Here is a 12,466-nt window from a genome sequence, read left to right as displayed (position 1 = left end):
ACCCGCGTCCAATGGGCGCAGACGATACATCCGCCGCCAGCGGTGATCAATGGATGATTCGGTGGTCCGGTCGGCGAATACTCGCTGTTACGACTTCGCCAGGGCGTTCCGCGCGATTCGATCGGCGATCGGGTCCGGCGTGCGTTAGGTTGTTCCCGTGCCCGGGAACCTGGACGAGATCGACGAGCTGCTCGTCCGCGCCCTGCACGAGGACGGCCGGGCCTCCTACGAGACGCTGGCCCGCCTGGCCGGGCTCGCCCGCTCGACCACCAAGGCCCGCGTGCAGCGCCTGCTCGCCGACGGCGCGCTGCGGGTGGTCGGCGCGATCCACCCCGCGGTGTTCGGGCTGCACCAGCTCGGTCACGTGACCATCGAGACCGGCGGTCCGGCCGTCCCGGTCGCGCGGCAGATCGCCGGACTCGGCGAGGTCTCCTTCGTCACCACCACGGCCGGCCGGTTCGCGGTCACCGCCGAGCTGCGCGCCGCCGACCTGGAGTCGTTCGCCCGCGGCCTCGCACGCGTGCAGGCCGTGCCCGGGGTGCGCGCGCTGCAGACGATGACCTTCCTGCGCATCTGGAAGGACCCCTACTTCCCGCCGGGGCCGCTGGACAGCCCCGGCCCGCTCGCGCACATCGACCTCGACGCCGCCGACCACGCGCTGCTCGCGCACCTGCGCGTCGACGGCCGCTGGTCCTTCGCCGAGCTGGCGAGCGTCACCGGCCTGTCCCCGGGGGCCACGCGGGCCCGGGTGCTGCGGCTGCTGGACACCGGCGTGGTGCACATCGGTGCGCTGGTGCGGATGACGCCGCTGAGCCGCGTCCACACGATGGGGTTCGCGCTGCACGTCAACGGCGACATCGAACCGGTGGCGCGCAAGATCGCGGCGCTGCCGGAGATCGACTGCCTGGCGACCGGGATCGGCTGGTGCGGCGGCATCGGCACCATCCGGGCCGGCTCGCTCGACGACGTGCTCGCCACACTGGAGCGGGTGCGCGGCCTGCCGGGCGTGCGGACGGTCGAAGCGTGGACGCACCTGCGTGCCATCAAGGAGGAGAACGACCGGGCGCTGCCCCTGGCCGGCCAGGGTGCACGTCACGGTTCGGTGTCGGTGGCAACCGGATCGGGCCGGGGAGCGAGTTAGCGGCATGGTTGCCGTGAGGGTTTTCGTCGCGCTGCTCGGCCTGCTCCTGCTCGGCGGGTGCGCCGCGCAGCAAGCGCCGGTGCCGGTGCCGCCCGGCGTGACCACCGCGGAGACCACCGCGGAGGCCGTCGCGCCGGTGGAGCCGGAACTCGTCGACATCCCGCGCATCGGCGCGCGCTCCACGCTCGTCCCGCTGGGACTCAACGCCGACGACACCATCGAGGTGCCGCCGGTGACCCAGCCGATGCAGGCGGGCTGGTACCGCCACGGGCCGGCACCGGGCGAGGCGGGACCGGCCGTGATCCTCGGGCACGTCGACGGTGGCGGGCAGAAGGGGATCTTCCACCGGCTGAAGGAACTCGCGCCGGGGGACGAGGTGGCGGTGTCGCGAAAGGACGGTTCGGTCGTCCGCTTCGCGGTGTCCCGCGTCGAGCAGATCGACAAGGACGAGTTCCCCACCGAGGCGGTCTACGGCGACACCGCCGGGCCCGAGCTGCGCCTGATCACCTGCGGGGGCAGCTTCGACCGGGCCGCGCACAGCTACCGGGACAACATCATCGTCTTCGCCGTGCTCCGGTGAAGACCGATTCTGGGAGGAAAACCATGCAGCACAAGAGAATTCTCGCCGGCGCCGGGCTGCTGGCGTTCGCGGCGGGGATGCTGAACACGCCCGCGGCCGGCGCGACCGCGCCGCCGCCGAAGCTGAGCGTGTCCCCGTCCTCGGTGTCGGCGGGGGAGGTGCTGGAGTTCACCGCGGTCTGTGCGGGCAACGCCAGCACCGTGACCTCGCCCGGGCTGGCCGCGCCGGTCACGATGACCCGCACGCTCGACGGCTACGCCGGCACCGGGAAGGCCGCCGCCAAGCCCGGCAGCCACGCGGCCACCTTCACCTGCTCCGGCAGCGGCGGCCCGGCCGGCAACGGCACGGCGACCGTCACGTTCACGATCACCGGCCCCACGCCCACCACGACGACGAAACCCCGGCCGGACACGCCGACGGCCACCCGCACGCCGGCCCCCTCGAAGACCACCCCGAAGGCCCCGCAGGTCAAGGTGCTGCCGAAGGGCGCCCCGGAAACCGGCGACGGCACGTTGGCGGGGTAAGGCCGAGCCCCGGGTGATCCCACCCCTCGTCGGATCACCCGGGGCCGGCTCACCCCAGCGCGGGGACCGCCAGGCGGCGTTCGTTCGCGGTGGCGTCGTCGGGCGCCTCCTGGGCGGTGCGCTCCGCCTCGACGCGGGCCCGGTAGTGGGCCACCTCGCGGTCGCGGCGCTCGGGCGACCAGCCCAGCTCCGGCGCGATCAGGCCGGCCACCACCGGCGCCGCCGCCAGGCCGCGGTCCCGCTGCTCGATCGAGATCCGCGTCCGCCGCGTCAGCACGTCCTCCAGGTGCAGCGCCCCCTCGTGCGTGACGGCGTACACCGCCTCCGCCTTCAGGTACTCCGGCGCGCCCGGGATCTCCTCGCCCAGCTCCGGCCGCTCACCGGCCAGCTCCAGGACCTCCTCGGCCGCCGTGCCGTAGCGGCCCAGCAGGTGCTCGATCCGCGACACCGGCAGCCCGGCGCGCCGGGCGAGCGCGTACCGGTCCTCCCACATCCGCGCGTACCCGCGCGCGCCGACGATCGGCAGCCGGTCCGTCCACGACGGCGGCGCCGGGCGGTCCACATCGGACATCGCGGCGTCCACCGCGTCCGCCGCCATCACCCGGTACGTCGTGTACTTGCCGCCGGCCACGACCACCAGCCCCGGCACCGGGTGCGCCACCGCGTGCTCCCGGGACAGCTTGGTCGTCGCGGTCGCCTTCGCCGCCAGCAACGGCCGCAGCCCCGCGTACACGCCTTCGATGTCGTCGTGCGTCAACGGCTTGCGCAGCACCGCGTTGACGTGGCCGAGCACGTAGTCGACGTCCGCGCGGCTGGCCGCCGGGTGCTCGCGGTCCAGGTCCCAGTCGGTGTCGGTGGTGCCGACGATCCAGTGCGGTCCCCACGGGATCACGAACAGCACGCTCTTCTCGGTGCGCAGGATCAGCCCGGTGTCCAGGTCGATCTTCTCGCGCGGCACCACCAGGTGGATGCCCTTCGACGCGCGCACCGTGAACGGCTTCTCGATGCCCGCGGCCTCGGCGATGTCGTCGCTCCACACCCCGGTCGCGGCGATCACCACGCGCGCCCGCACGGTGATCTCCGCGCCGCTCTCCCGGTCGGTGACCCGCGCGCCGGTGACCCGCTCGCCGTCGCGCACCAGCTCGGTGACCCGCGCCCGGGTGACCACCGCCGCGCCCTGGTCGGCGGCCGTGCGGGCGATCATCATCGTGTGCCGGGCGTCGTCGACCTGCGCGTCGTAGTACTGGATCGCGCCGATCAGCGCGTCGTCGGCGAGGCCGGGCGCCACCTCGAACGCGCGGCGCCGGCTCAGGTGACGGTGCCGCGGCAGCGCCCGCGCCCCGCCGAGCGTGTCGTACAACGTGACCCCGGCGCCGATGTAGCCGCGCTCCCAGACGCGGTGCCGCAGCGGCACCAGGAACTTCACCGGGCGCACCAGGTGCGGCGCGAGCGTGCGCAGCAGCAGCCCGCGTTCGCGAAGCGCCTCCCGCACCAGCTTGAAGTCCAGCTGCTCCAGGTAGCGCAGCCCGCCGTGGATCAGCTTGCTCGACCGGCTGGACGTGCCGGCCGCCAGGTCACGTGCCTCGACGAGCGCGACGGACAGCCCGCGCGACGCGGCGTCCAGCGCGGCGCCCGCGCCGGTGACACCACCACCGACGACGAGCACGTCGAACTCTTCGTTGGCCAGGCGACGCAGCGAGTCGCCGCGGTAGGCGGGGGACAGGGGTTGGGACACGGCTTTCTCCTCGTGATCGTCAGTCGACGTCGACCCAGTCGAGGGTGCGGCCGACGGCCTTCTGCCAGCCGGCGTAACCCTCGGCGCGCTGGGTGTCGCTCCAGGACGGTTCCCAGCGCCGGTCCTCGTTCCAGTTCTGTTCCAGCTCGCCGGTCGACCGCCAGAACCCGGCGGCCAGCCCGGCCGCGTAGGCGGCCCCGAGCGCGGTGGTCTCGGCGACGACCGGCCGCGACACCGGCACGTCGAGGATGTCGGCCTGCAGCTGCATGCACAGCTCGTTCGCGGTGACGCCGCCGTCCACGCGCAGCACGTCGAGCGTGACGCCGGAGTCGTTCTGCATGGCCTCCACCACGTCGCGCGTCTGGTAGCAGATCGACTCCAGCGTCGCGCGCGCCAGGTGGGCGTTGGTGGTGGCGCGGGTCAGGCCGACGATCGCGCCGCGCGCGTCCGAGCGCCAGTACGGCGCGAACAGCCCGGAAAACGCCGGCACGAAGTAGATCCCGCCGTTGTCCTCGACCTGCCGGGCCAGCGTCTCGCTCTGCGACGCGCCGCTGATGATGCCCAGCTGGTCCCGCAGCCACTGCACGGCCGACCCGGTGACCGCGATCGAGCCCTCCAGCGCGTACACCGGCTTGTCGTCGCCGAACTGGTAGCACAGCGTGGTGAGCAGCCCGTGCTGGGACCGGACCAGCTCGTGGCCGGTGTTGAGCAGCAGGAAGTTGCCGGTGCCGTAGGTGTTCTTGGCCTCGCCCGGCCGGAAGCACACCTGCCCGACGGTGGCCGCCTGCTGGTCGCCCAGCACCCCGGTGATCGCGATCTCCCCGCCGAGCGGGCCGTCGGCGCGGGTGGTGCCGAAGTGGCCCGACGACGGCTTGATCTCCGGCAGCATCCGCCGCGGGATGCCGAAGAACGACAGCAGCTCGTCGTCCCAGTCCAGCGTTTCCAGGTCCATCAGCATGGTACGGGAGGCGTTGGTGACGTCGGTGACGTGCACGCCGCCGTCCACCCCGCCGGTGAGGTTCCAGATCAGCCAGCTGTCGGTGGTGCCGAACAACGCGTCGCCGTTCTCCGCGTCCACGCGGACGCCCTCGACGTTGTCCAGGATCCACTGGAGCTTGCCGCCGGAGAAGTACGTGGCGGGCGGCAGCCCGGCCTTGCGGCGGATCACCTCGCCCTGGCCGCCGCGCTCCAGCGCCGAGGCGATGCGGTCGGTGCGGGTGTCCTGCCACACGATCGCGTTGGTGTAGGGGCGGCCGGTGCGCCGGTTCCACACCACGGTGGTCTCGCGCTGGTTGGTGATGCCCAGCGCGGCCAGGTCGGACACCGTCAGGTTCGCCTTGGTCAGGGCGCTGGCGATCACCGCGCGGGTGCGTTCCCAGATTTCGGTCGGGTTGTGCTCGACCCAGCCCGGCCGGGGCAGGATCTGCTCGTGCTCGAGCTGGTGGCGGGCGATCTCGTTGCCGCCGTGGTCGAAGATCATGAAACGGGTGCTGGTGGTGCCCTGGTCGACGGCACCGACGAAATCGGGCATGGTCACTCCTTCGTGAACTCAGGCGGTGGGCTCGAGGGCCTTGGCGGGCCCGATGTCCTCGGTGCGGGGCAGGTGGCGGCTGATGAAGTACTTGTAGATCGCGCCGCCGATCACCGCGCCGACGATCGGCGCGACGACGGGCACCCACCAGTACGGGCTGCCGTACTGGTCGTTCCACGCGGTGTCGTAGCCGGTCAGCCAGGACGCCAGGCGCGGGCCGAAGTCACGGGCCGGGTTGATGGCGTAGCCGGCGTTGGTGCCCCACGCCATGCCGATCCCCACCACCAGGAAGCCGACGACGACCGGGCCGAGGTTCGCGGCGGGCGCGGTGTTGCGCAGGTCGGTGATGGCGAAGATGACCAGGGCCAGGATCGCGGTGCCGATCACCTGGTCGCGGAAGGCGCCCCAGTCGCCCACCGGCAGCGCGCCGTTGCCGGGCAGGGTCGAGAACACGCCCTGGGTCTTGATGGTCAGGCCGGGGTCGACGGCGTTGAGCACCTCGGTGTAGTTCCAGCGCACCAGCAGCGCGGCGACGAACGCGCCGGCGGTCTGGGCCAGGGCGTAGGGGGCGACCTTGCGCCACGAGAACCCCTGGAACACCGCCAGCGCGACGGTGATCGCGGGGTTGAGGTGGGCGCCGCTGATCCGCGAGGCGACGTAGACACCCAGCGTGACGCCGATGCCCCAGGCCCAGGCGATGCTGTCGTGGTCCCCGATTCCGGCGGCGCTGACCTGCGCCACCACCCCGCATCCGAACAGGATGAGGATCATCGTCCCCACGAACTCGGCGGCGAGTTCGCCGGCGAGCCCGTGAGCCTTGAGGCTTCGCGTCATTGCTTCCTCCACAAAGGACCGGTTCCCCCATTGGTGACGCCGAAGCTATGACCGCGGGGAGACCGGGGCAACGCGCCGCGGTCGGCATTGCCGAACACCCGGAGAGGCGGTTCGACATTGTCGAACTCCGTCCCGCCGCGTTAGGGTCCCGCTGTGCCCGGTCCGATCCAGTCCATCGAACGCGCCGCCGCGATCCTGCGGCTGCTGGCGCGCGGTTCCGGACGCCTCGGCGTCGTCGAGATCGCCGAGTCGCTGGAGCTGGCCAAGGGCACCGCCCACGGCATCCTGCGCACGCTGGCCGGCGTCGGGTTCGTCGAACAGGACCGCGACACCGGCAAGTACCGGCTCGGGGCGGCGCTGCTGCACCTGGGCAGCAGCCACCTCGACGTCAACGAGCTGCGCTCGCGGGCCATCAACTGGGCCGACGCGCTGGCCGCCCGCAGCGGTGAGGCGGTGCGGATCGGCGCCCCGCGCCAGGGCCGGGTGCTGGTGGTGCACCACGTGTTCCGCCCGGACGACAGCCCGCAGACCCTCGACACCGGCTCGCTGCTGCCGCTGCACGCCACCGCGCTGGGCAAGGTCCTGCTCGCCTACGACGCCGCGCTCCTGGCGTCGTGGCGCTCGGCCGAGCCGGAGGCCTACACCCGCCGCACGCTGGCGCCGGCCGCGCTCACCCGGGCACCGGCCGAGGTCCGCCGGGCCGGGTGGGCGGCCGAGCGCGGCGAGATGGTGCCGGGCGAGGCCGGGATCGCCGCGCCCATCCGGGGCCACGGTGGCATCGTGGTCGGGGCGATCGGCGTCTCCGGCGCCGAGGACCGGATCTGCGAGCCGAGCGGGACGCCGAAACCGCGGCTGGCCGAGCAGGTCCGCGACGCGGCCAGGGCGGTGTCGCGCGACCTCGTCGCGTCCCGGTGAGGAGGAGGTGAGGCGGTGCAGCACTACGTGATGGCGGTCGACCAGGGCACCACGTCCACCCGGTGCATCTTGTTCGACGCCCGCGGGCGGCTGGTGTCGGTGGCGCAGCGCGAGCACCAGCAGCACTTCCCGCGCCCCGGCTGGGTCGAGCACGACGCCACCGAGATCTGGCGCAACCTCGCCCGGATCGTGGCGCAGGCGCTGGCCGACGCCGGGATCGGCGCGGAACAGGTCGCCGCGCTCGGGATCGCCAACCAGCGCGAGACCACGGTGCTGTGGGACCGGCACACCGGCGTGCCCGTCGGCCGGGCGATCGTGTGGCAGGACACCCGCACCGACGGCATGGTCGAGGCGCTGGCCCGCGAACCGGGCGCGGACCGCGTCCGGCGACTGTGCGGGCTGCCGCTGGCGACCTACTTCTCGGCGCCGCGCATCCGCTGGCAGCTGGAGCACACGCCCGGTCTGCGCGAGCGGGCCGAGCGCGGTGACGTGCTGTTCGGCACCATCGAGAGCTGGCTGATCTGGAACCTCACCGGCGGGCCGGAGGGCGGCGTGCACGTCACCGACGTCACCAACGCCTCCCGCACCATGCTGATGAACCTGCGCACGCTGTCCTGGGACGACGAGCTGCTGGAGTTCTTCGACGTGCCGCGCGCGATGCTGCCGGAGATCCGCTCGTCGACCGAGGTGTACGGGACGACGTCGCGGGTGGTGCCGGGGATCCGGATCGCCGCGGCGCTCGGTGACCAGCAGGCCGCGCTGTTCGGGCAGACGTGTTTCGCGCCCGGAGAGGCGAAGTGCACCTACGGCACCGGCAGTTTCCTGTTGCTCAACACCGGGACCACGCCGGTGCTGAGCACCCACGGCATGCTCACCACGGTCGGGTTCCGCATCGGGGACGAGCCCGCGGTGTACGCGCTGGAGGGTTCGATCGCCGTCACCGGGTCGCTGGTGCAGTGGTTCCGCGACGGGCTGGGCCTGATCGGCAGCGCGCCGGAGATCGAGACGCTGGCGCGGACGGTCGAGGACAACGGCGGGTGCTACATCGTGCCGGCGTTCTCCGGGTTGTTCGCGCCGCACTGGCACAGCGAAGCGCGGGGCGTGATCGCCGGGCTGACCTCCTACATCACGAAGGGGCACCTGGCGCGGGCGGTGCTGGAGGCCACCGGGTGGCAGACGCGCGAGGTGGTCGAGGCGATGAACGCCGACTCCGGGATCGCGCTGTCCACGTTGCGGGTGGACGGCGGGATGACCGCGGACAACCTGCTCATGCAGTTCGTCGCGGACGTGCTGGACGTGCCGGTGGTGCGGCCGATGGTGGCCGAGACGGTGTCGCTGGGCGCGGCGTACGCGGCGGGGTTGTCGGTGGGGTACTGGCCGGACCTGGAGGGGTTGCGGCGCAACTGGCACCGCGCGGGCCAGTGGCTGCCGGAGATGGACCCGGCCCGCCGCGAGCGGGAGTACGCGCACTGGCGGCAGGCGGTCGGGCTGACGTTCGGCTGGACGCGCCCGTCCCCGGCGGCGACCCCCGGCACCGACGTGACGGAGCTGGTGCAGGCCGACCACCGGCGGTTCGAGGAGCTGTTCCGGGAGCTGCGCAACGACCAAACCGACCGGGCGGCGCTGGCGGGCGAGCTGGCCGCGTTGCTGACCGCCCACGCCGCGGCGACTTCGCGTGTGCTCCACCCGGCCGAGCCGGGGGTGGACCTCGCCGCCGACGTGCTCGCGCTGGTGGAGTCCGGTTCGGAGAAAGCGTTGCTGCGCCTGGAATCCGCCGTCGATGACCACATTCGCGCGGAGGAGCGCGGGCTGCTCAACGACCTGCGCCGCACGGTGTCCCCGGCGGAGCGGCTGAGCCTGGGCCGGGCGTACGCGGCGGAACGAGCGCGCCGCCTGGACGCGACGCCGGATCCGGGGCGCGGGCTGCGCCTGTGACGGGGCAGCCCGCGCCGGTGACCGGTCAGATCAGGTCGTCCACCGTGGGGGCGATCGTGCCGAACAGGTCGCCGATCGTGGTCAGGGCCGCGGTGTGGAGCGCGCCGGCCGCCACGGGGGTGCCGTCCGGGCCGGGCAGGGTCCGGGCGGCGCTGGCCTCGGCGACGACCGTCGGGCGGTAGCCGAGGTTGAAGGCGCCCTGGGCGGTGAACATGACGCACATGTGGGTCATGAAACCGGCCAGCACCAGGTCCGGCCCCGCGCCCAGCTCGCGCAGCGTCTTGTCCAGCTCGGTGTCGTGGAACGCGTTCGGCATCTGCTTGACCACCACGGGTTCCCCGTCGGCGGGGGCGACCTCCGGGCTGATCGCGCCGATCTCGGCCCGGATGTCGTAGGGGCTGCCCGGGCCGCCGTCGTTGACGACGTGGACCACCCGGGATCCGGCCTGCCGGGCGGCGGCGAGCAGGCGGGCGCCGGCGGCGAGGGCGGGTTCGGCGTCGGCGAGGGCCATCACGCCGGTGCGGTAGGTGTTCTGGTAGTCGATCAGGACCAGCGTGGCGTCGGCGAGCCGGGGCAGCTCTTTGCCGAGGCCCATCACCTCACGCAGGGTCGCGGACACGATCATGTGAACTCCTTCTGGGCAGGGGAAACGACGGGTGCGGCGGGATTGCCGGGCCCGGAGACTGGGGAATCGGGTCAGACGGTGGTGCGGAAACGGCGGCGGTAGGCCGCCGGGGTGGTGCCGATCTGCTTGCGCATCGCCCGGTGCAGGGTCTCCACCGACCCGAGCCCGCAGACCGCGGCGACCCGGTCCAGTGGTTCGTCGGTGCTCTCCAGCAGGCGCCGGGCCGCCTCCACCCGGGCGGCTTCGACGTAGGCGGCCGGGGTGTCGCCGGTCTCCTGCCGGAAGACCCGGGCGAAGTGCCGCTCGCTCAGGCACATCCGGGCCGCCAGCGCCGCGGTGGACAGGTCGCCGTCGAGGTGGTCGGCGATGAACAGGCGCAGCTCGTCGATGTCCCGGCGGGAGGCCGGTGGCCGGCTCAGCGGCACCGAGAACTGGCTCTGCCCGCCCTGGCGCTTGAGGTACATGACCAGCTGCCGGGCCACCGCCAGGGCGACCTCCTCGCCCAGGTCCTCGGCCACCAGCGCGAGCGACAGGTCCATGCAGGCGCTGATCCCGGCGCCGGTCCAGACGTTGCCGCACCGCACGAAGATCGGGTCGGGGTCCACCCGCACCGCCGGGTGGTCGGCGGCCAGCTGGGCCGCGGTCGACCAGTGGGTGGTGGCGGTCTTGCCGTCCAGCAGCCCGGCCGCCGCCATCACGTGCGCGCCCACGCACACCGACGCCACCCGGCGGGCCAGCGGCGCGGTCGCCTTCACCCAGGCCACCACCTCCGGGTCGATCCGCGCGACCGGCCCGTCCGGGTGCAGGTCGACCGCGCCGGGCACCAGGAGCGTGTCCAGCGCGCCGTCCACGTCGGCGAAGGCGAGGTCGGTCACCAGGCGCACGCCCGCCGAGGTGGTGATCACGCCGGAGTCCGGCCCGGCGAGCTGGACGCGGTAGCCCGCGGCGCCGCCGGTCTCCCGGTTGGCCAGCGCGAACACCTCGGCCGGGCCGGTGACGTCGAGGAGGTCGACGTCGGGGAAGACCGCGATCACGATGCGGCGGGTGGTTGCCATGTACCCATCGTGACCGCTGGAGGGGCGTGGCGGCAATGACGGTGTTCTGTCAGATCCGGACACGTGGCGAAGAGACCTCGGCCCTGGACCGAATCCTGGCGCGGCGCCCGGTTTGTCTAGGCTGGGACCGGACAGTGGGGGTGTGCGGATGAGCGTGCGTGCTGCGGAGTTCCACCGGATGGTGGACGCGCTGGCGGAGGTCCAGCGCGGCAAGGGCAGCGAGTACACGTCCTTCAGCGTGCGCGGCAAGCGGTTCGGCTACTACTGGCCGCGGACGGAGACCGTGGGCCTGAAGCAGACGCTGATCGAGCAGCAGGCGCTGGTCGCGGAGCGGCCGGAGGTGTTCGAGGAGCAGTTCACGGCGGGCGGCTTCGGCTGGGTGGTGGTCCACCTGGCCGGCATCGACGCCGACGAGCTGGCCGAACTGGTCTACGAGGCGTGGCGGTTGTCCGCGCCGGAGGAGCTGATCGACGCGCAGCCGCTGCCGCGGTAGCGGCTGGCGCGCCGGTGCGGCCACTGGCAGTGTGGTGACGCGTGGGTGATCAGCGGGACCGGATGCTCGCGGGCGAGCTGTACCGCGCCGACGACCCGGAGCTGCAGGCCGGGTTGTGCCGCGCGGCCGGGTTGCAGCGGCGGTTCAACACGGACGCGGACCCGGCGGTGCTGCGGGAGCTGGGGGGGTCGGTGGGGGAGGACGTCGAGGTCCGCCCGCCGCTGTACGTCGACTACGGCTCGCACGTCACGATCGGGCCGCGCACGTTCCTCAACTACGGCGTGGTGCTGCTCGACGTCGCCCCGATCACGATCGGCGCGGACGTGCAGATCGGCCCCGGCGTCCAGCTGCTGACCCCGACGCATCCGCTCGACGCGGAGCTGCGGCGGGCGAAGTGGGAGGCCGGGAAGCCGGTCACGGTGCACGACAACGTCTGGCTGGGCGGTGGGGTGATCGTGTGCCCCGGCGTGACGATCGGGGCGGACACCGTGGTGGGCGCGGGCGCGGTGGTGACGCGCGACCTGCCGCCGGGCGTGGTGGCGGTGGGCAACCCGGCGCGGGTGGTGAAAACGCTCTGAGTCCTGTCGATCCGGCGCGTGGTGGTTCGACGTACCGGTATCAGGCACGAGGAGGAGGACGAGAGCGATGACCACCACGACACTGCTGAGCCGGATCGCCCTGGACGACGCGCTCGTCGCCGAGGACCACGCCGAGGAGAGCGGCTTCCTGGACCCGCTGGACCGGATCACCTGCCCGGTGCACCGCCGCTGGATCCACCAGTGCTGCCACAGCGACCTGCACGTCAGCCAGGTCAGCGGGCACCGCTGGTGCCGCCCGTGCCGGCGGGCGCTGGAGGTCGCGGTCGACGAGGTGCTCGGCACGGTCACCCTGCGCTGCCCCGGGTGCGCCCGCGGAAGCCACACCCGCGCCGACGCCCAGCTGATCACCGCCTGCGAGGCGAGCCTCACCGCGGCGACCCGCGCCAGGCGGCGCGCCGCCTGACGGTCACACCGCGAGCCGGTCCCGCCCGGGCGGCGCCGCAAGGTGCCGCCACGTCCCGAACCACGAGCCGGCCCGGCCTGGGCGGCGGCGAAGGTC

The 12,466-nt window shown here is 73.2% G+C and carries 13 protein-coding genes; 8 read left to right on the top strand and 5 right to left on the bottom strand.

Translation table 11 applies throughout. The annotated features are described in order from the left end of the window. Positions 1-157: 157 nt before the first annotated feature. From D0D28_RS07365 to D0D28_RS07355, 3 genes are read left to right on the top strand one after another with little or no spacing between them, the layout of a single operon-like run. Positions 158-1,141, top strand: a complete 984-nt coding sequence (locus tag D0D28_RS07365; protein WP_240323119.1) for an Lrp/AsnC family transcriptional regulator — start codon at positions 158-160, stop codon at positions 1,139-1,141. A 4-nt stretch (positions 1,142-1,145) separates the two neighbouring features. Then, entirely contained in the window at positions 1,146-1,721 is a 576-nt protein-coding gene (locus tag D0D28_RS07360) for a class F sortase (RefSeq protein WP_116110160.1), read from the top strand. Between the two features lie 23 nt (positions 1,722-1,744). After that, a complete protein-coding gene (locus D0D28_RS07355; RefSeq protein ID WP_094005319.1) occupies positions 1,745-2,245 on the top strand; it encodes a hypothetical protein in 501 nt (166 codons plus the stop codon). A 49-nt stretch (positions 2,246-2,294) separates the two neighbouring features. Here the strand turns inward: D0D28_RS07355 and glpD are convergent, their stop codons facing one another. The 3 genes from glpD to D0D28_RS07340 are packed head-to-tail and all read right to left on the bottom strand — an operon-like array spanning position 2,295 to position 6,345. After that, complete coding sequence (glpD, locus tag D0D28_RS07350; RefSeq protein ID WP_116110159.1) at positions 2,295-3,980, bottom strand: glycerol-3-phosphate dehydrogenase; 1,686 nt, start codon at positions 3,978-3,980, stop codon at positions 2,295-2,297. A 19-nt stretch (positions 3,981-3,999) separates the two neighbouring features. Then, positions 4,000-5,511: a glycerol kinase GlpK gene (gene glpK / locus D0D28_RS07345; RefSeq protein WP_116110158.1), complete on the bottom strand. Its 1,512-nt coding sequence runs from the start codon at positions 5,509-5,511 to the stop codon at positions 4,000-4,002. 18 nt (positions 5,512-5,529) lie between these two features. Continuing rightward, complete coding sequence (locus tag D0D28_RS07340; RefSeq protein ID WP_094005322.1) at positions 5,530-6,345, bottom strand: MIP/aquaporin family protein; 816 nt, start codon at positions 6,343-6,345, stop codon at positions 5,530-5,532. 153 nt (positions 6,346-6,498) lie between these two features. Between D0D28_RS07340 and D0D28_RS07335 the strand changes: the two genes are divergently transcribed. Further along, on the top strand, positions 6,499-7,260 hold the full coding sequence (locus D0D28_RS07335) for an IclR family transcriptional regulator (RefSeq protein WP_116110157.1): 762 nt from the start codon (positions 6,499-6,501) through the stop codon (positions 7,258-7,260). A 30-nt stretch (positions 7,261-7,290) separates the two neighbouring features. Further along, complete coding sequence (gene glpK, locus D0D28_RS07330; RefSeq protein ID WP_116110170.1) at positions 7,291-9,195, top strand: glycerol kinase GlpK; 1,905 nt, start codon at positions 7,291-7,293, stop codon at positions 9,193-9,195. A gap of 25 nt (positions 9,196-9,220) precedes the next feature. Here the strand turns inward: glpK (D0D28_RS07330) and D0D28_RS07325 are convergent, their stop codons facing one another. Both D0D28_RS07325 and D0D28_RS07320 read right to left on the bottom strand, forming a co-directional pair. Further along, the gene (locus D0D28_RS07325) at positions 9,221-9,820 is read right to left on the bottom strand and encodes an isochorismatase family protein (RefSeq protein ID WP_116110156.1); all 600 of its coding nucleotides are present in this window, start codon (positions 9,818-9,820) and stop codon (positions 9,221-9,223) included. A 71-nt stretch (positions 9,821-9,891) separates the two neighbouring features. Then, entirely contained in the window at positions 9,892-10,875 is a 984-nt protein-coding gene (locus tag D0D28_RS07320; protein WP_094005325.1) for a GlxA family transcriptional regulator, read from the bottom strand. Positions 10,876-11,023: 148 nt separating this feature from the next. Between D0D28_RS07320 and D0D28_RS07315 the strand changes: the two genes are divergently transcribed. The 3 genes from D0D28_RS07315 to D0D28_RS07305 all read left to right on the top strand — a co-directional run bounded on the left by D0D28_RS07315 (position 11,024) and on the right by D0D28_RS07305 (position 12,370). After that, entirely contained in the window at positions 11,024-11,368 is a 345-nt protein-coding gene (locus D0D28_RS07315; protein ID WP_094005326.1) for an MmcQ/YjbR family DNA-binding protein, read from the top strand. A gap of 41 nt (positions 11,369-11,409) precedes the next feature. Further along, the gene (locus D0D28_RS07310; RefSeq protein WP_116110155.1) at positions 11,410-11,946 is read left to right on the top strand and encodes a sugar O-acetyltransferase; all 537 of its coding nucleotides are present in this window, start codon (positions 11,410-11,412) and stop codon (positions 11,944-11,946) included. Between the two features lie 67 nt (positions 11,947-12,013). Continuing rightward, a complete protein-coding gene (locus tag D0D28_RS07305; protein WP_116110154.1) occupies positions 12,014-12,370 on the top strand; it encodes a hypothetical protein in 357 nt (118 codons plus the stop codon). The last annotated feature ends 96 nt before the right edge of the window (positions 12,371-12,466 follow it).

The organism is Amycolatopsis ruanii (assembly GCF_003385175.1).
Lineage (GTDB): Bacteria > Actinomycetota > Actinomycetes > Mycobacteriales > Pseudonocardiaceae > Amycolatopsis_E > Amycolatopsis_E thermalba.
This window is presented reverse-complemented; position numbering and strand designations above follow the sequence as displayed.